Origin of the sequence: Paenibacillus sp. MMS20-IR301 (assembly GCF_032302195.1) — a bacterium.
In the GTDB taxonomy this organism is placed as follows: domain Bacteria; phylum Bacillota; class Bacilli; order Paenibacillales; family Paenibacillaceae; genus Paenibacillus_AQ.
In genome coordinates this window covers 2,187,974-2,207,324 of the sequence record NZ_CP135275.1, presented here as the reverse complement: position 1 = coordinate 2,207,324, position 19,351 = coordinate 2,187,974, and the positions used below count along the sequence as shown (strand labels likewise).

Sequence of the window (19,351 nt, the reverse complement as noted above, 5' to 3'; positions counted from 1 at the left end):
AATTCCTGATTGATATATTGTTTCAATAGTTATATCATAAATTGTTCCGGTTGCCGAAACAATATAAAGGGAAAATGGTTGACAAAGTCCGGTAATTCTAGGTATAATAATTTTTGTTTGTTTGGAGTGATGAATATGAAGATTCACTTTCGCAAATTGGCTAATGCCGACGAGCCTCTGCACCTCCAGGAGACACTGGATGTCAGCGAGCTTGTCAAAGGGCGGAAGGATATACTTGCTGTTGCGCCGCTCACAGTGAACCTTAAAGCGCTGCCCGCGGGAACCGATAGTGTGAACGTGGTGGGAACACTGGAAGGGAATGTGGACATGTTATGTGCACGTTGCCTCAGCGAAGTGAACAGCAAACTGAACATTCCTTTTGCTGAGACTTTCAAATGGCTTAAGCAGCCGGTTCTTCCCGAAGACGAAGATGACGAAATCATCTACGTAGAGGACGAGATTGTGGATCTTGTTCCGTTTGCGGAAGAAAACTTCGTACTGCACTTACCGGATTCGGTATTGTGCAAGGCAGACTGTCTTGGTCTTTGTCAGACATGTGGACAAAATTTGAACGAAGGCACCTGCAGTTGCGACAACACAGTGATCGATCCAAGACTCGCTGCGTTGAAAGGATTCTTTACCAAGCAAGATAACTAAGAACAATTCCCGTGGTATAACGGGTCAACAACAAACTCAGGAGGCTGATTAATCATGGCAGTACCACAACGCAGAACGTCCAAGACTCGCCGCGACAAACGTCGCACTCACTTCAAACTGGTAGTTCCAGGTATGGTGAAATGTGAACAATGCGGAGAGCTGAAACTGGCTCACCACGTATGCAAAGTTTGCGGAACTTACAAAGCTAGAGAGATCATCAAAAACTAGTTTGAATAGAAGAGTAGCACTTCATCTGCCGGTGAAGTGCTATTTTTTTGTAAGATAAGAATTTATATGTTTCGGGGCCCCCGTGAAGTACCTGGAATCCGCCTCGAAGCCAAAGCCCCACTTTGTGGGGTTATTTTGTAAGTTTAAGCAGCTATATGCCCTGCACGATAAAATATCCTTTTAAATCCGCAGTTTTACGCCGGTTTTCATGTCAATGCTTTATTTTTGCGGCGGCATGCTTTATACTACATATTAGTACCTGGTTCTAATTGGCTAATTAAGAACAGAGTTAGGTGATGACAGCGGCCACTCTTGCGGCCGGATGCTTCGGATCAGGCATGTGCCAGGAGGTGAGTCGCCATCGAGCGGATGTCCAAGAAAGAACGGCAGCAGCAGCTGCTCTCTATAATTGAAGGTAATCCGTTTGTGACGGACCGGGAATTAACCCGCCAGCTGAAGGTGAGCATCCAGACGATCCGGCTGGACCGGATGGAGCTGGGGATTCCGGAGCTGCGTGAGCGGATGAAGCAAATGGCGGAGCACTCCTATGATCAGGTCCGCTCGCTGCCTGCCGATGAAGTGGTTGGTGATATTGTGGATCTGCAGCTGGACCGGAGCGGGATCTCGATCTTTGAAATCCGTGAAGAGCATGTGTTCTCCAGGAACGGGATCGCCCGCGGCCACTATGTGTTCGGCCAGGCGAATTCACTCGCTGTTGCCATCATTAACGACGAGATTGCTTTGACGGCTTCAGCCGATATCCGGTTTGTGCGAATGGTCCGGCTGGGCGAGAAATGCATTGCCAAAGCGCAGGTTATCTCGCTTGCGGGCCGCGGCGGCAAGGCTGAAGTGAACGTATTTACATATGTCGGGGAAGAACTGGTATTTCAAGGCCATTTTGTCGTGTACCGTTCTGCAATAGAAGAGTACAGCGAAGGGGGTAACCGGAGTGCTGATCGCCATTGATGCCATGGGCGGGGATAATGCTCCTGAATGTAATGTGGAAGGTGCGCTTGCTGCAGCCGCAGAATGGAGCGACACGCAGATTGTGCTGGTCGGGGATGAAGCCAGGCTTGCACCGCTGCTGAAGAACAAGCCGTCCAATGTAACGGTGCGTCATGCGGGTGATGTGATCGGTTCAGATGAGGAGCCGGTGAAGGCAGTCCGCCGCAAGAAGGACTCATCCATGGTGGTAGCCGGACGGATGGTCCGCGAAGGTGAAGCGGATGCCATGATCTCGTCGGGCAATACAGGGGCCTTGATGACTACGGGGCTGCTGGTTGTGGGAAGAATGCAGGGTATAGAACGCCCCGCACTGGCACCAATGATTCCTACACTGGATGATGTCGGTGTACTGGCTCTGGATCTTGGCGCCAATATGGATGCGAAGCCGCAGCATCTGGCACAATATGCATTAATGGGCAGTATTTACCGCAGCAAGGTGCATGGAATCGCTAAGCCGCGTGTAGGCCTGCTGAATGTCGGAACCGAGCCGGGCAAAGGAAATGAGCTGACCAAGGAAGCCTATCCGCTGCTGGAGGCACAGCAGGGAATTCATTTTGTCGGCAATGTGGAAGCGCGGGATGTTCTTACCGGTGCCTGTGATGTGCTGGTCTGTGACGGCTTTGCCGGTAATATACTTCTGAAGACACTGGAAGGAACGGCAGGCGCCATGTTCGCTCTGCTGAAGGAGCAGTTCAGCAAGTCGCTGAAGACGAAGCTGGGTGCAGCCATTCTGATGCCGGAGCTTAGAGGTCTTAAGGGCAAGATGGATTATAAGGAGCATGGCGGGGCGCCGCTGCTCGGTCTTAGCGGTCTGGTAGTGAAGGGGCATGGCTCCTCTGACGGCAATGCGGTGAAGAATGCGGTAAGGCAGGCCCGGATTGCGCTGCAGGCTGATCTGGTATCCAGTATATCCAAGGAAATTAGCGGGAAGTGAGTGACGACATGAAACAATTACGTCCGGTAGGGATTATCGGTACAGGTAAATACGTACCAGAGAGAATATTGACCAACAGTGATCTGGAGAAGATCGTCGAAACAAACGATGAATGGATTGTCAGCCGGACAGGAATCCGGGAACGGCATATCGCAGCCCCGGAACAGGCGACCTCCGATCTTGCTTATGAAGCTGCACTGAAAGCGCTGGATTCCGCGGGGATGAAGGCAGAAGACCTCGATCTTATTATTGTTGCTACGGTTACACCTGACAGTGCGTTTCCTTCCACTGCCTGCATTCTGCAGGACAAGCTGGGAGCTAAAGGGGCAGCAGCCTTTGACCTGTCGGCAGCCTGCTCCGGGTTCGTCTATAGCCTGGCTACAGCAACCGGATTCATCCAGAACGGAATGTATAACAATGCGCTGATTATTGGTGCGGACACCTTGTCGCGCATTACAGATTACACGGACCGTAACACCTGTGTACTGTTCGGAGACGGTGCCGGCGCAGTAATCGTGGGCGAGGTTCCGGAAGGCCGGGGCTTCCAGTCCTTCGATCTTGGAGCGGAAGGCTCCGGCGGCAGCCTGCTCAACCAGGAAGCAGGCGGATCACGCCTTCCGGCTTCCCATCAGACTGTGGAGGACAAGAAGCACTTCATCTATATGAACGGCCGCGAAGTATTTAAATTTGCGGTGCGCGTGATGGGTACGGCTACAGAGCGTGTATTGACCAAAGCGGGAATAACCAAGGAGAATATCGACCTGTTCGTACCGCATCAGGCCAATATCCGGATTATTCAATCCGCAATGCAGCGTCTCGATCTGCCGCCTGAGAAATGCGTAATCAATGTCGACCGGTATGCTAATACATCGGCTGCATCGATTCCGCTTGCCCTGGTAGAAGCAGCTGAAGAAGGCCGGATGAAGGAAGGCGACACCGTTCTGATGGTCGGCTTCGGCGGCGGTCTGACTTGGGGCGCATCTGTACTGATCTGGTAAGAGGTAAGGCGTTACCGCGCCAAGAATAGAACTTAAGCGGCTCCTGCTGCCGGGCAAATTGTCCGCCGGGAGCTGCTGTTAACGAGAAGGAGCTGCAGCCTTATGGGTAAAATCGCATTTGTCTTTCCCGGTCAAGGTGCACAGGCAGTCGGGATGGGTAAGGATGTATATGAAGCCCTGCCTAAGAGCCGTGCAGTCTTTGAGAAGGGCGACGAGGTACTTGGATTTCCGCTGACCCGGCTTGTATTTGAAGGTCCGGACAGCGAGCTTAAGCAGACTGTCAATACCCAGCCGGCACTGGTTACAGCCAGTGTGGCTTATCTGGAAGCACTGGGCAGCCTTGGCATCAGTCCTGATTATGTAGCAGGCCACAGCCTTGGGGAATACAGTGCGCTTGTAGCTGCAGGAGTGCTCTCTTATGAGGATGCTGTGTCGCTGGTCCGTCTGCGCGGACAATTTATGGAGGCTGCCGTGCCTGGCGGGCAGGGGGCTATGGCTGCCACGCTTGGAGCAGACCGCACAGCTCTTGCAGAATTATGCCGCAGCATTACTGAAGCCGGGAGTCCGGTTGAGCTGGCTAACATCAACTGCCCCGGGCAGATTGTAGTTTCCGGCTCGGTGGCCGGTGTGAACGAGGTAGTGGCGCGGATTAAGGAAGCCGGCGGCAAGCGGGCGATTCCGCTTGAAGTCAGCGGTCCGTTCCATTCTTCTTTAATGAAAGAAGCAGCTGAACGCCTGGCTGCAGAACTGCAGAAGGTTACCTTTAATGCCCCGTCCGTGCCGGTGGTTGTCAATGTCACAGCCGCCCCGGTTACTGATCCGCAGCAGCTCCGAGAACTGCTTGTAGCCCAGGTATTCTCACCTGTACTCTGGCAGGACAGCGTGGAATGGCTTATCGCCGCCGGAGTGGATACTTTTGTAGAGATTGGTTCCGGCAGCGTGCTGACCGGCCTGATCCGCAAGATTGACAAGAATGTCAAGCTTGTCAATATCAACAGTCTTGAGAGCGCAACGGCAGGCTGGTAAGCGGCTTGGCAGAACGGCCGAGGCATGATTATTGAAGGGGGACATTACGAAATGTTTGCAGCACTCAAAGGCCAGACGGCCCTTGTTACCGGCGGTTCCCGCGGGATCGGCCGCGCTATTGCCCTGGCACTGGCAGAGCATGGCGTTAAGGTAGCCGTGAACTACTCCGGCAGCGTCCAGGCAGCAGAAGAGACTGTGGCCCGGATTCAGGAGCTTGGCTCGGAAGGGCTTGCTTTGCAGGGGAATGTCGGCAATAGCGAACAGGCGGAAAGCCTTGTGAAAGAGGTTATAGGAGCCTGGGGGAAAATCGACATTCTGATCAATAATGCCGGTATTACCCGGGATAATCTGATTATGCGCATGAAAGAGGAAGAATTCGATCAGGTTATCGAAACGAATCTGAAAGGTGTGTTCAACTGCCTGAAGGCGGCTACGCGCCCGATGATGAAGCAGCGTTATGGCCGGATCATCAATATCTCCTCTGTTGTCGGCGTTACCGGCAATCCGGGCCAGATTAATTACACTGCAGCCAAAGCGGGAGTAATCGGAATGACGAAAACTGCGGCACGCGAGCTGTCGTCACGGGGAATTACCGTGAACTGCATTGCGCCGGGGTTCATTGATACCGACATGACCCGTGAGCTGTCCGATGAAGTCCGCAGCGAGCTGGTTAAGGGGATTCCCCTGGCAAAGCTCGGGCGGGCGGAGGACATTGCTAACACGGTGGTATTCCTGGCCTCTGAAGGGGCTGCTTACATGACAGGCCAGACACTTCATGTGGATGGCGGCATGTACATGTAAGGCTGCGCAAGGCGTTTGAACATTACGGGGGAAGAGAGCAGAAGACGCCAGGTAAGCGATTTTTTTGCTCATATGGTATTTTGACTTCATATCTCGTATAATACCAAAAGAGGAGGTGAACCGGATGTCCGATGTATTGGAGCGTGTAAAACGCATTGTCATCGACCGCTTAGGTGCCGATGAAGCTGAGGTAACATTAGAAGCGTCTTTCAAAGATGATTTAGGTGCTGATTCTCTTGATGTTGTAGAATTGGTTATGGAATTGGAAGATGAATTCGATATGGAAATCTCTGATGAAGATGCAGAGAGTATTACGACCGTGGGTGAAGTTGTGAAGTACATACAATCTCATACCTAGAGTCATATGATTGAGGGTCCCGTTCCTGCCAGGGCGGGACTTCTCCTCTTTATGCAGTGTTTTTGATGCTATGGCATCTATAGGGAGAATATAACAGAACCGCAGATTGAATAATCTTGCGGCGACTGCAGTTTATATAGACTTTGGGCGTGAGTACATTTTTACAAAGTTGTAGAAGTATACAGCCTACAGATGGGGTGAATGTGTTTGAGTCATAGAGTGGTTGTAACGGGTATGGGTGTAATAACATCGCTGGGCAAGGACCTGGGAACATTCTGGGACAGCCTGATGAGCGGTAAATCCGGAGTTTCTCTGGTTGAAGCTTTCGATGTCAGTGATTATACAACACGGATCGCAGCTTCAGTTAAGGATTTCGATGCGGAAGAGCGTTTTGGCCGCAAGGAAGCCCGTAAGATGGACCGTTTCGTACAATTTGCGGTAGCTGCCGGCGAAGATGCTTTGCGGGACAGCGGACTTAAGATCGGCGAAGATATTGATGCTGAACGGATCGGCGTATCGGTCGGCTCCGGTATCGGCGGTCTGGGTACATGGGAAGACAATCACAATCTGCTGCTCGAAAAAGGTCCGAAACGGGTTAGCCCGTTCTTCATTCCAATGATGATCGCCAACATGGGCTCAGGCCAGCTGTCGATTAATCTGGGTGCCAAAGGACCGAATACAACGACAGTAACTGCTTGTGCAACCGGAAGCCACTCCATCGGAGAATCCTTCCGTCTGATTCAGCGCGGTGATGCCGATGCGATGATCTGCGGCGGTGCTGAAGCGACTATCCGTCCAACCGGAATGGCAGGCTTTTGCGCGATGAGAGCGATGTCAACCCGTAATGATGAGCCGGAGAAGGCCAGCCGTCCGTTTGATACGGACCGTGACGGTTTCGTAATGGGCGAAGGTGCCGGAATTCTGATCCTGGAGTCCCTTGAGCACGCCGAGAAACGCGGAGCCAAGATCTACGCTGAAGTAATCGGTTACGGCCTGAGTGCTGATGCCCACCATATGACAGAGCCGGACCCTGACGGTGCAGCGCGCTGCATGAAGATGGCGATCCGCGATGCCGGAATCAAACCTGAAGAGATCGACTACATCAATGCGCATGGTACATCTACGCCAGTCGGTGACAAGTCCGAAACAGCCGCTGTCAAAAAAGCGCTGGGTGAGCACGCATACAAGGTAGCCATCAGCTCGACCAAATCGATGACAGGCCACTTGCTTGGCGCTGCCGGCGGTGTGGAAGCGATTATCTGCGGACTTTCCCTGCAGAACGGCATAATTGCCCCTACGATCAATTTGGACAACCAGGACCCGGAATGTGATTTGGACTATGTGCCAAACGTACCGCGCAAGGCAGATCTGAAAATCGTAATGTCCAATTCATTTGGATTCGGAGGGCATAACGCTACCGTTATTCTCAAAAAATACAACAAGTAAGGGGACAGTGCAGTGAAAGGAGACCTGAAGCAGTTACAAAGCCAACTTCAAATCCAATTTCACGATTCTGTACTTCTAAAGCAGGCTTTTACCCATGCTTCATATGTGAACGAACACCGGTTCAATCAGCATCAGGATAATGAGCGCCTGGAATTTCTGGGTGATGCGGTGCTGGAGCTGACGGTGTCCGAATATCTGTACAATCTGCTCCCGGACCGGCCGGAAGGTGAACTGACTAAGCTGCGTGCCGCAATTGTATGTGAGCCGTCACTTGTCCGTTTCGCCGAGACGCTCGGTTTTGGACGGTTTGTACTGCTGGGTAAAGGAGAAGAACTTACGGGCGGACGTACCCGCCCGGCTCTGCTGGCCGATGTGTTCGAAGCCTTCGTAGGAGCGCTCTATCTCGATCAGGGTCTGGAAACAGCCCGGAAATTCCTCGATGATCATGTATTTCCGCTGGTCGAAACCGACGGTAAGCTGCAAATGCAAATGAGCGATTTCAAAACAGAGCTTCAGGAACTGATACAGCATCATGGTATGGGTACGCTGGAATATCGGATTATTGAAGAACGCGGACCGGCGCACGAGCGCGAATTCGTTTCTGAAGTGTATATGGCCAGCCGTTCACTGGGCAGCGGCAGCGGCCGTTCCAAGAAGGAAGCGGAGCAGCAGGCTGCAGCGGCAGCACTTCTGCGTCTGAAGGAAGACGGTGCCTGAGTGCGCCTAGAGCAGCATAGCGGTGCAAGCGGAGTAGAGCAGCAATAGTCTGAATGCCGGCGTTTAGGCGGAAGTCAGACTTTTGCTGCTCTTTTCGAAATAGCAGAAATTATATGTTTTGGGGCCCCCGCGAAGTACTTGAGTAAACATCGAAGCGGGTGCACCACTTTGTGGGGTTGTTTAGGCAAGGAAACGCTATGGTATAATGGGTTAGAGGTGATAGGCGAGTTATGTTTCTGAAGCGGATCGAATTAGCTGGCTTTAAATCATTTGCCGATAAGACGGAAATGGAATTTGTACGCGGAATTACGGCTGTAGTCGGCCCGAACGGCAGCGGCAAAAGTAATATTTCCGACGGCATACGCTGGGTGCTCGGCGAACAGAGTGCCAAATCGCTGCGCGGCGGCAAGATGGAAGATATTATTTTTGCCGGCAGCGATGCGCGCAAAGCGGTCAATTACGGTGAAGTCTCCCTTACGCTGGATAATGAGGATCATGTGCTGCCGCTGGATTTCAGCGAAGTTACCGTGACCCGCCGTGTCCACCGCAGCGGTGAAAGTGAATATTTAATCAATAAGCAAGCCTGCCGGCTGAAGGATATCACAGAGCTGTTTATGGATACCGGAATCGGCCGCGAGGCTTATTCGATTATTGGACAAGGCCGGATAGAAGAGATACTGAGTACCCGTTCGGAAGACCGGAGAGGGATCTTTGAAGAGGCCTCAGGCATTGTTAAATATAAATCCCGCAAAAAAGACGCCGGCCGCAAGCTGGATGAAACGGAGCAGAATCTGCTGCGGATTCATGATCTGATCAGTGAGCTGGAGGATCAGGTCGGACCGCTGAAGGAACAGTCGGAAAAGGCGGTCCGGTTCAAGGAATTGCGCGGGCAGCTGAAGGAACTGGAAATCTCCGTGTACGTGCATCAGATTGAAGGCATACATACGGCCTGGCAGGAGGGCAATGCCCGCCTGGATATCCTTAAGAATGAGCAGTTGGAGCTCTCGACGGTAGTGTCGGCTCATGATGCCAAGCTGGAGAGCGGCCGGACCGAGCTGCGGAGGCTGGAGCAGGAAGTGGAGCAGCTGCAGGGGCAGCTCCTGCACTTCAGTGAAGCGAACGAGAAGAGCGAAGGTCTTGGAGAGCTGCTTAAGGAGCGCCGCCGGAATCTGGAGAACAACCGTGAGCAGCTGCTGCAGACGCTGGGTTCCGTAGGCGAGCGGTCCGAAGGACGGCAGCGCGAGCTGGCTGAGCTGGAGCTTAAGCTTCAGCAGGCAAGGGTGGCGCTTGAAGAGCTGCGGGCGCAGCTGGCGGATGAGGAATCGAGGCTCCAGGGCGTTGCCGGCGGCATCAGCCAGAGTAAGGAAGAGAAGCTGAAGAGTGCGCTGCTTGAGCTGATGAACCTGATGGCCCAGGCGAGGAATGAAATCCGCTATGCGGATCAGCAGAAGGAGAGCCTGGAGAAGCGGATGAGCCGCAGCCAGGAAGAGAGCGGCAAATGGCAGGCCAAGCTTACGGAACTGACGAATGCAAGGGACGGGCTTAAGTCGGCAATTGCCGGGCTGGGCAAGGAAATTGGCATGCTCCGCAGCGCATATATAGCGGAGAGTGAGCAGACCGGCAAGCGGCAGAAGCTGCTGGAGGAAACTCAGAGCGGCCTGCGCAAGCTGGAGCAGAAACGCGAGGCCCAGGTTTCACGGCATGAGACGATGAAGGAAATGCAGGATGATTTTGACGGATTCATGCTTGGGGTTAAAGAGGTGCTGAAAGGCTCGCGTAAGGGCCAGCTTCATGGTGTCCACGGGGCAGTTGCCGAGCTGATTTCTGTTCCGGAGCGGCTGGAAATGGCTGTTGAAACAGCGATGGGCGCCTCACTTCAGCATGTGGTTATGGATAACGAAGCTGTATCCCGGCAGGCGATTGCTTTTCTGAAGCAGCGCCAGCTTGGCCGGGCGACGTTCCTGCCGCTGGATGTCATCCGGACCCGCCAGATCACCGGCAGTGACCGCAGCATGGTGGAAGGTGCTGAAGGCTATGTCGGGATCGGGTCTGAACTGGTCGGTTACGAAGAGAAGTATGCTAATATTATCGGCAGCCTGCTCGGGAACGTGGTTATTGCCGAGAATCTGGAGCAGGCTAACCGGATTGCGGCCAAATGCCAATACCGCTACCGTGTAGTTACGCTTGAAGGTGATGTAGTGAATGCCGGCGGCTCGATGACCGGGGGCAGCCAGCATAAGAAAAATAACAGTCTGCTTAGCCGCAAACGGCAGCTGGATCAGCTGTCCGGCGAGATTGCCGAAACGGAGCAGCAGATTGCCAAGCTGAGACAGGGCATCAGCCGTCTGCGGGAGGAGCAGAACAAGGCCTCCGAGAAGCTGGAAGAGCTGCGGCATGACGGGGATGAGAAACGGCTGGAGGAGCAGCGGATATCCGGTGATCTGAAACAGCTGGAGCAGGAGCTGCGGCATGTCACGGAGCAGGTCGAAGGCGCAGGGGTAGAGCGCAGCGGCTTCGAGCATGAGGTCCGCGGACTTGAGGAAGCGCGCAAGACGGCTGAAGCTGAGCTGGCCCGGCTGGAGCAGGAGGAGCAGGAAGCCCATGCGGCGATCCGGGCGGCTGAAACCGACCGCAAGGCGAGTGAAACCGCCAAGGAAGAGCTGCAGAGTAAGCTGACCGGCATGAAGGTGACGGAAGGCAAGCTGGATCAGGAGATCTTCTCGCTGGAGGAGCAGCTGCGGCGCATGCGCCAGGATGCCGGCTCCCAGGAGAAGGAGCTGCGCCAGAGCCGCAGTCTGCTGATGACAATCGAGCAGGATCTGGAAGAGAATGCCCGCGAAGCCGTGAAGCAGCGGGAGGATCTGAACAGCTTCCGGCTGAAGAAAGAAGATACCTCTGCGAAGCTGGATCTGGCCCGGGCTGACCGCGCAGCTATTTCGCGTAAGCTGGAAGTGGCCGAGGGGGAAACCAAGGATCAGCGCCAGGCGCTGAGAGTCGTAGAGGACAAGCTCCGTTCTACAGAGGTTGCCGTAGGCCGGCTGGATGTGGAGCTCGATAATATCCTGCGCAAGCTGAGCGAGGACTACGAACTCAGCTATGAGCTGGCGAAGCAGCGTTACCCTGTACCGGAGGATGTGCCGGCGGCACAGCTCGAGGTGCAGCGCCTGAAGCGCAGTATCTCAGGGCTCGGGGAGGTTAATCTTGGCGCGATTGAAGAGTATCAGCGGGTTCATGAGCGCTATACCTTCCTCAGCGGACAAAAGGATGACCTGGTTGAAGCTAAAACTACGTTGTATCACGTTATCCACGAGATGGAAGAGGAAATGTCCAAGCGCTTTAAGATGACCTTTGATGCCATCCGCCGTGAATTTGGTACGGTATTCTCGAAGCTGTTCGGCGGCGGACGGGCAGACCTGCAGCTGCTGGACCCGGAGCATATGCTGGATACGGGGATAGATATTGTTGCTCAGCCTCCGGGCAAGAAGCTGCAGAACCTGCAGCTTCTGTCAGGCGGAGAACGCGCATTGACCGCAATGGCTCTGCTGTTCGCTATTCTTCAGGTCAAGCCGGTGCCGTTCTGCGTGCTGGATGAGGTTGAAGCTGCCCTGGATGAAGCGAATGTGGTCCGCTTCGCCCAATACCTGCGTGAGTTCTCGGAGCAGACGCAGTTTATTGTAGTCACCCACCGCAAAGGAACGATGGAGGAAGCGGATGTTCTCTATGGCGTGACCATGGAGGAGGGCGGCGTATCCAAGCTCGTGTCCGTGAAGCTGGAGGATGAAGAGGCTGAAATTGCCTGACGGGTAGTGCTCTATTCAAATAATGCTCACTAAATTGTATGAAGCGAATAAATGGAGCGGACCTTACAAAAATTTAGGAGGAACAATATGAGTTTCTTTAAGAAATTGAAAGACAGTATTTCCGGTAAAACGGAAAGCGTAACGAAACAGTTCCGCGACGGTCTGGAGAAGACCCGTAAGGGCTTCGTGGAGAAGGTCTCGGACCTGATTATCCGCCGCAAAAAAATAGATGAAGAATTCTATGAAGAGCTGGAAGAAATTCTGATTGGTGCAGACGTAGGCGTAAACACGGTAATGAATCTCGTTGAAGAGCTGCGGGCAGAAGTCAAGCAGAAGCGGATCGAGGATGCTGCAGAGCTGCAGCCTATTCTCTCCCGTAAGCTGATGGAGCTGCTGCGCGGAGATGATGACAACAGCCTGAAGGAGAACCCGGACGGGATTACAGTCATTCTGTTCGTCGGCGTTAACGGAGTCGGCAAGACGACTACGATTGGCAAGCTGGCGCACCGGTACAAGCAGGAAGGGAAAAAGGTGCTGCTTGCGGCAGGGGATACCTTCCGTGCTGGGGCTATAGAACAGCTGGAGGTCTGGGGCAAGCGCGCCGGCGTAGATGTAATTAAGCAGCAGGCAGGTTCTGATCCGGCGGCCGTCATGTTCGATGCGGTTCAGGCAGCCAAACAGCGGAAGGTGGATGTGCTGATCTGTGATACCGCGGGCCGGCTGCAGAACAAGAGCAATCTGATGGAAGAGCTGAACAAGATCTTCCGGGTCATTCAGCGCGAAATTCCAAGTGCTCCGCATGAGGTGCTGATGGTACTGGATGCGACGACCGGGCAGAATGCCCTTAGTCAGGCCAAGCTGTTTGGTGAAAAAAGCGGTGTGACTGGTCTCGTGCTGACCAAGCTCGACGGCACTGCCAAGGGCGGTATCGTCGTAGCGATCCGGCAGGAAATGAACCTGCCTGTGAAGCTGGTCGGCCTGGGCGAGAAGATGGAGGATCTCCAGCCGTTCGACTCTGACCAGTTCGTGCACGCCCTGTTCGCCGGCATGATCTCCGAAGAAGAAGACAGTAACGAAGAATAGAAAGCTGAGCTTGCTGACACCCCGGGACCGGTTAGGTTCCCGGGGTGTTTTTATGTGCAGCGGAACGTTCACATACTGAAAAGATGGCATTAAAGGGAAAAGTCCCCTTAATTGCACCAGAAGCAGCTGAAATGAGTGAGCTAAAGGGAAAAACCCCATTAAATGTGCCGGAAAGCAGAGGGAGTAGGGGCGCAAGTGCCCCTGATTCCGCGGGAAGTGGGAGGAGTGGAGAAAATAGGGGCAGAAGTGCCCCTGTTCCAGTAAAAAGTGGGTGGAATGAGGAAAATAGGGGAAAAAGTACCCCTGTTACAGGAAAAAGTGAGTGGAATGAGGAAAATAGGGGCAAAAGTGCCCCTGTTCCAGGAAAAAGTGGATGGAATGAGGAAATAGGGGCAAAAGTACCCCTGTTCCAGGAAAAAGTGGGTGGAATGAAGAAAATAGGGGCAAAAGTGCCCCTGTTCCAGTAAAAAGTGGGTGGAATGAGGAAAATAGGGGCAGAAGTGCCCCTGTTCCAGCCAAAAGTGGGTGGAATGAGGAAAGCAGGAGCAGGAGTGGGTTTGGGTGCTCTTAATATCGCTCGATCGCAGGCAAAGGGTGAATGCAGACTTGGAGAGCATACGGATAATGACATTAAACGATACTGGAATGATTCTACTTTGGAGTGAAAGAGCGATTAAAGTGTCATTATATTAAAATGTCAATATATGAAAAATTCATAAAAGTAATAGTACTGCTTGTCAACGCTCCTGCATACAATTTGATGTACGAATCACTACAGCCCGTCCTATATACGACTAGATATGTTTTAAGCAAGTCATAACGGGTCTCGTACACTTGCCGATTAACCCTAAACACAAACCAGGCATGCATCAAACAGTTCTAAGCACGAACCAAGCACTACGCGAACCAAATAGTTTCAATCATCTACCTAGCTCATAACAAACGTAACCACTCCAAGTAATAAGCACACTCTATACACGAACCATAATGTATCCAATTTACTCTAAGCACAATTCATGCAAGCAGCTAGCAGTTTCAATCAGGTACCTGGCAGGTATCGAGCTCTAACACTGCAAGTACTAAACACACTCCATGCAGTGTTCGTGCTTGATACGTGCTTGAGTACTAATCACAATTCAAGCGCGGCCTATGCGGTTCTAAACGCTCCTAAGCAAGTCCCAATCCTACCCCAAAGCACCTCACAGAGAAAGGAAGCGATTCCAACGATGCGAGATGGTCCGTAAACTCCATTTTGCTGTTATATATATTGACATCGACAATAGCATTTACGTATTATGAAGGTAGTATTTAAGATTTTCGTGATGAATCTTTAAAATTTGAACTCATTTGTCAATAAACATGACACATTACAGTGATCCGAAAGGAGTCGGGCTCATGTCCAAACTAGATCCTTTGCCCGGTTTGTCTCCGTATCCGTTGCAGCATTTTTATGATGAAATGTATGCGGATGAACGGAGTATCCGGCCTCATTACAAGCATGTGAACCGCATGTTTTCCGGGATGAGCCCCGAAGAGCTGCAAGGCAAGCAGAAGCTGATGCAGCGTCGGATGATGGAAGAAGGCATTACCTTTACACTATACAACCCGGCTCAGGATCAGCCGATGGAGCGGACGATTCCCTTTGATATGATTCCGCGGATCATCCCTAAGGGAGAATGGGAGCGGCTGGAGGCCGGGATTGTACAGCGGATCACTGCACTTAATCTGTTCATTCATGACATTTACCATGAGCAGTACATTGTGAAGGACGGCATCGTCCCGCGGCGGATGATTATCTCGAACTGTTACTTCCGGCCGGAAATGTCCGGACTGCGCGTGCCGGGCGGGGCCTATGTCACCACCTCGGGGATTGATCTGATCCGTCATCATGACGGGGAGTATTATGTGCTGGAGGATAATCTGCGCACGCCTTCCGGCTTCTCGTATTTATTCAAAGGCAGATCGCTGATGAACCAGCTTTTCCCTGAATTATCCTTCGCCAGCTCTATCCGCGATGTAGATCACAGCCTGAACCGTTTCCTGTCGGTGCTGCGCAGCCTGTCCCCTTCGCGGACGAAGGACCCGGTAATTGCTCTCCTGACGCCGGGCGAATATAACTCAGCGTATTACGAGCATGCTTTTCTGGCCCAGCAAATGGGTATCCATCTGGTAGAAGGGCGTGATCTGGTTGCCCAGGACCACAAAATCTACCTCAAAGAAATGAACAGGCTGCGCCGGGTGGATGTGCTGTACCGCCGTCTGGATGATGATTTCATTGATCCGCTCGCCTTTCAGCCGAATTCGCTGCTCGGGGTTGCCGGTTTAATGAATGCCTACCGGGCCGGCAACATAGCCATTGCCAACGCACCAGGCACAGGAGTTGCTGACGACAAGGCCATGTATGTGTATGTCCCGGATATGATCCGCTATTATCTTAATGAAGAGCCGATCTTAAGCAATGTGCCGACCTACCTGCTGGCCCGGCCGCAGGAGCGCCAGTATGTACTGGATAATCTGCAGGAGATGGTGGTGAAGGAAACCTCACTTTCCGGCGGATACGGCATGCTGATCGGAAGCGAGGCTACCAAAGAGGAATTAATAGATTTCCGGCTGAAGATTCTCGCAGAACCCGAGCGTTACATCGCCCAGCCGATCATGTCGCTCTCCCGTGCACCGGTATTATCCGGAGGCGGTATGACGCCGCGGCATATTGACCTCAGAGCATTTGTGCTGATGGGCGCCGACCGTAAGCCGCATGTCATTCCCGGAGGTCTGACCCGGGTGGCGATGCGCGAAGGCTCACTGGTAGTGAACTCCTCCCAAGGGGGCGGAGTGAAGGATACCTGGGTTATGGCTTGAGCTACAAGCTTAATATCATATGGTTCATAAGTTGCAGCATCATTAAGTATGGGCGAAGGGGTGGCGACGATGCTGAATCGCAATGCGGAGGCTTTATTCTGGATCGGCCGGTATATTGAACGGGCTGAGAATCATGCGCGGCTGATCGATGTGCATTATCATATTCAACAGGAGGAAGACTTTCAGGCAGAGGGCCACAAATGGGCAAGGCTGATTGATGCGCTCGGCGTCAGAAATGAATATATGCAGCAGTTTGAGAGCTTTGCTGAACAGGATGTGCTGTCCTTCATCACCCTCGATCTCGGCAACGCGAATTCCTTGTTCTCCTGCGTGCATCAGGCGCGGAATAATCTGCGTACCCTGCGCCAGCATCTGCCGAGCGAGCTGTGGGATATTGCCAACAGCTTCAATCTGTGGCTGGGAGAGCAGTCTGTCGCGGATATTATGAGCAGTCCCCACCAGTTCTACCAGCAGGTCAAAGAGCGGGCAGCAATGTTCCTCGGTGCCGAACAGTCAGTGATGCTGCGCGGCAACGAGTGGCGCTTTATTGAGAGCGGGCGTTTTCTGGAACGGGCCGAGAATACAACGCGTATTCTCCAGGCAGTTACTGTATCTTGCAAGTCTAAGGAAATTGGTTCAATCTATACGCAGCTTCAGGCTGTGCTGAAATCAGTCAGCGGCTATCAGGCGTTCCGCCGGTATTACGCCGATGATATGTCCCCGGAATGCATTTTGGAATTCCTGATCGTGAATGCCGCCTTCCCGCGTTCCATCCGCTTCTCTTTCCATAAGCTCGAAGAGCACCTGGCGAAGCTGGAGCTGGACAAATCGGAGAAGGGGTCAGGCCATGAGAAGGTGATCCGCCAAGCCGGAAAGATCAAAGCGGACCTCGACTATATGGAAAAGGAAGAGATGTCCGGTGATCTGGCCGAGGAGGTGCTCCAGTCACTGATGCTTTCCTGCCAACGGCTCGGCAAAACGATGGAGGGCGCCTTTTTTCGCCGCGAAGGAGTTTCAGTATGAAGATTCAAATCAACCATACAACCACCTATACCTATTCCGAGCCGGTGACGGACAGTGTCAATGAGATCAGGCTGACCCCGCGCACGAATTACCGCCAGTCCTGTTATCATCATGAGGTGGAGGTGCATCCCCCGGCCAATCTGCTGACTTACGAGGATTTCTTCGGCAACCGGGTCCATGCTTATTCCGTGAATAAGCCGCATACGGAGATGGTTATCCACACCAAGGCTACGGTAGTGACACTGGACAAAGCTCAAGGCGCCGACCTGCCGCATATTCCGCTGGAGGAGCAGGTGAAGCTGCTGAATGACGAGAAGTTCCAGAACCGTTATATTGAATTTATTTTGCCGACACGGTATACCGAGGTGACGCCGGAGCTGGTCGAGTTTGCGTCACAGCATCCTTTTGACGAAGCCGAAGATATGTATGAATGGACCAGGAAGCTGTCCTCTACCATCTATGGGCAGTTCACCTATGATCCGGAAGCAACCAGTGTCAACACAACAGTTAAAAAAGCGCTGAAGCTTAAACGCGGCGTCTGCCAGGATTATGCCCATCTGATGATTGCCGTCTGCCGCAGTGTCGGGCTGCCTTCACGTTATGTGAGCGGATATCATTTCGTTGGGGATCTGCAGGGCGGGAATGCCAATTTCGAGCAGGCCTCGCATGCCTGGGTGGAGACGCATATTCCGGGCACAGGCTGGCTCGGATTCGATCCGACGAACAATGTAGAGGTCAGCTGGCGGTATATTAAGCTCGGGCACGGGCGGGATTATAAGGATATCGTACCGGTCAAAGGCGTTTACCGCGGTGGTGCTGGAACGCTGACCGTAAAGGTGGATGTACGGCGGCTGGATAATTAGTGCCGGGCCTCACAACTGTGGGGCTCTTATTTTTGTTTTTTCCGGGTACATGATTATAATCGGATGCCATTTGGGTAATCTTGAAACAGAGCCATTCTTCAGCAGAAGGCCGAAACGGAAGGAGAGCGTACATATGAGCCCAAATATAGCAAAAAAACAGCGTTTTCTTGGCAAAACAGCCATAATTACAGGTGCGGGCTCGGGTATCGGCAGAGCAACCGCGATCCAGATGGCGCGTGAAGGCGCTAATGTGGCATTGTTTGATCTGGTGAATGAACGTACTCTGGTGCTGGAACAGAAGCTGAATAAGCTGCGCAAGGACTGCGCGCTCGCAATCGATGTGGATACTTCGGATGCCGCCCGGATGGAGGAAGCGGTTCGCAGGACGGTGGAGCATTTCGGGGGTCTGGATATTGTGTTTGCCAATGCGGGGATTAACGGTGCGGTCGGTCCGATCGAAGAGCTGAGCCTCAGTGAATGGGAGAAGACGATTTCCGTCAATTTGACCGGGACGTTCCTGACCTTCAAATACACGATTCCGCATCTGAAGGACAGGGGTAAAGGCAGCATCATCATCACCAGCTCGATTAACGGGAACAGCAGATTCGCCAGCTTCGGCTGGTCACCATACAGTACGACCAAGGCAGGACAGGTAGCTTTTGCCAAAATGGCTGCGCTGGAGCTGGCCAAGTTCAAAATCCGCGTCAATGTCATTTGTCCGGGAGCCATCTCCACCAATATTGATGAAAGTACGGAGTTTAATGAGGATGTCGAAACCATTGTAATTCCGATCGAATTTCCTGAGGGGGCGCAGCCGCTCGCTGACGGGCCGGGCAAACCGGAGAATGTAGCGGAGCTGGTCTCTTTCCTTGCTTCGGATGAATCGATCCATATTACCGGTGCGCAGATCGTCATTGACGGGGCAGAGTCCTTGTTAAGCTGATGTCACAACCGAAAGGCTCTGCATAATATTCTACAGAAAATGGTGATTCCATGAATCAAGAGGTTACAGATTTCATCGCCGGAATTAACCTGCCGTGGCAGGCGGAGATATGTACCAGGCTGCGTGAGGTGGTTCACGATTCCGTTCCGGAGATTGCCGAACGGATTCAGTACGGTAAACCGCATTTTCTCAAAAACGGCAAGTATGCCGCAGTTATCTCCACAGCCAAGGGCTGGGTAAGCTTCTCTATCTTTAATGCTGCAGGCCTGGAAGTGCCGGAAGGATTGTTTGAAGCAGGCAGCGGTGATCGTTTAACCGTCAAGCTCTTGGAGGGCAAACCGGTAGACTATACACTGCTCGCTTCTTTGCTGAAGCAGGCTTCTGCGGCAATGTAACAGCTGGATTTTTATAAAAAAGGAAACGGGCTTCAAAGACACTGCCGGCCGCGGCAGTGTCTTTTGTGCGGAGCTGAAAGATATAACCGTGATAAGAAGGAAGACTGGCGGGAGTTTCTGTAAACGGATAAAGAGCGGCGCAATCTGCTAGCGGGTTGACGTGCTGTGCTAGTTACATATCAGAACGTTGAAGGTATCATAATATCCGTAAGTTA

Annotated in this window: 18 protein-coding genes; all 18 read left to right on the top strand. The window is 52.7% G+C overall.

From position 1 onward, the window contains the following. Positions 1-135: 135 nt before the first annotated feature. The 18 genes from LOS79_RS09740 (at position 136) to LOS79_RS09655 (ending at position 19,136) form a co-directional block, all read left to right on the top strand. A complete protein-coding gene (locus LOS79_RS09740; RefSeq protein WP_315418745.1) occupies positions 136-657 on the top strand; it encodes a YceD family protein in 522 nt (173 codons plus the stop codon). A 54-nt stretch (positions 658-711) separates the two neighbouring features. Continuing rightward, positions 712-885 carry a 50S ribosomal protein L32 gene (gene rpmF, locus LOS79_RS09735; protein ID WP_249898467.1) on the top strand — a complete coding sequence of 58 codons (174 nt, stop codon included), beginning with the start codon at positions 712-714 and terminating at the stop codon, positions 883-885. A 369-nt stretch (positions 886-1,254) separates the two neighbouring features. Next, positions 1,255-1,851, top strand: coding sequence for a transcription factor FapR (fapR, locus tag LOS79_RS09730; RefSeq protein ID WP_315418738.1), 597 nt, complete (start codon positions 1,255-1,257; stop codon positions 1,849-1,851). After that, positions 1,835-2,824, top strand: a complete 990-nt coding sequence (gene plsX / locus LOS79_RS09725) for a phosphate acyltransferase PlsX (protein ID WP_315418736.1) — start codon at positions 1,835-1,837, stop codon at positions 2,822-2,824. The genes fapR and plsX overlap by 17 nt, the downstream gene beginning before the upstream one ends. A gap of 8 nt (positions 2,825-2,832) precedes the next feature. After that, complete coding sequence (locus LOS79_RS09720) at positions 2,833-3,822, top strand: beta-ketoacyl-ACP synthase III (protein WP_315418733.1); 990 nt, start codon at positions 2,833-2,835, stop codon at positions 3,820-3,822. A 102-nt stretch (positions 3,823-3,924) separates the two neighbouring features. Continuing rightward, positions 3,925-4,848: an ACP S-malonyltransferase gene (gene fabD / locus LOS79_RS09715; RefSeq protein WP_315418730.1), complete on the top strand. Its 924-nt coding sequence runs from the start codon at positions 3,925-3,927 to the stop codon at positions 4,846-4,848. Positions 4,849-4,899: 51 nt separating this feature from the next. After that, positions 4,900-5,649, top strand: coding sequence for a 3-oxoacyl-[acyl-carrier-protein] reductase (gene fabG / locus LOS79_RS09710; RefSeq protein WP_315422115.1), 750 nt, complete (start codon positions 4,900-4,902; stop codon positions 5,647-5,649). A gap of 124 nt (positions 5,650-5,773) precedes the next feature. Further along, on the top strand, positions 5,774-6,007 hold the full coding sequence (locus LOS79_RS09705) for an acyl carrier protein (RefSeq protein WP_039307421.1): 234 nt from the start codon (positions 5,774-5,776) through the stop codon (positions 6,005-6,007). A gap of 207 nt (positions 6,008-6,214) precedes the next feature. After that, a complete protein-coding gene (gene fabF / locus LOS79_RS09700; RefSeq protein WP_315418720.1) occupies positions 6,215-7,453 on the top strand; it encodes a beta-ketoacyl-ACP synthase II in 1,239 nt (412 codons plus the stop codon). Positions 7,454-7,465: 12 nt separating this feature from the next. Next, positions 7,466-8,170, top strand: a complete 705-nt coding sequence (rnc, locus tag LOS79_RS09695; protein ID WP_315418717.1) for a ribonuclease III — start codon at positions 7,466-7,468, stop codon at positions 8,168-8,170. A gap of 230 nt (positions 8,171-8,400) precedes the next feature. Then, complete coding sequence (smc, locus tag LOS79_RS09690) at positions 8,401-11,970, top strand: chromosome segregation protein SMC (protein ID WP_315418715.1); 3,570 nt, start codon at positions 8,401-8,403, stop codon at positions 11,968-11,970. Positions 11,971-12,057: 87 nt separating this feature from the next. Continuing rightward, a complete protein-coding gene (ftsY, locus tag LOS79_RS09685) occupies positions 12,058-13,053 on the top strand; it encodes a signal recognition particle-docking protein FtsY (RefSeq protein ID WP_315418712.1) in 996 nt (331 codons plus the stop codon). Between the two features lie 83 nt (positions 13,054-13,136). Next, positions 13,137-13,520: a hypothetical protein gene (locus LOS79_RS09680; protein ID WP_315418709.1), complete on the top strand. Its 384-nt coding sequence runs from the start codon at positions 13,137-13,139 to the stop codon at positions 13,518-13,520. A 928-nt stretch (positions 13,521-14,448) separates the two neighbouring features. Continuing rightward, entirely contained in the window at positions 14,449-15,912 is a 1,464-nt protein-coding gene (locus tag LOS79_RS09675; RefSeq protein WP_315418705.1) for a circularly permuted type 2 ATP-grasp protein, read from the top strand. A gap of 69 nt (positions 15,913-15,981) precedes the next feature. Then, positions 15,982-16,935: an alpha-E domain-containing protein gene (locus LOS79_RS09670; RefSeq protein WP_315418703.1), complete on the top strand. Its 954-nt coding sequence runs from the start codon at positions 15,982-15,984 to the stop codon at positions 16,933-16,935. Continuing rightward, entirely contained in the window at positions 16,932-17,798 is an 867-nt protein-coding gene (locus LOS79_RS09665) for a transglutaminase family protein (RefSeq protein WP_315418700.1), read from the top strand. Before LOS79_RS09670 ends, LOS79_RS09665 begins: the two co-directional genes overlap by 4 nt. A 133-nt stretch (positions 17,799-17,931) precedes the next feature. Beyond that, positions 17,932-18,741, top strand: a complete 810-nt coding sequence (locus tag LOS79_RS09660; protein ID WP_315418697.1) for an SDR family oxidoreductase — start codon at positions 17,932-17,934, stop codon at positions 18,739-18,741. Between the two features lie 50 nt (positions 18,742-18,791). Continuing rightward, positions 18,792-19,136, top strand: coding sequence for a DUF1801 domain-containing protein (locus LOS79_RS09655; protein ID WP_315418694.1), 345 nt, complete (start codon positions 18,792-18,794; stop codon positions 19,134-19,136). Positions 19,137-19,351: the final 215 nt, after the last annotated feature.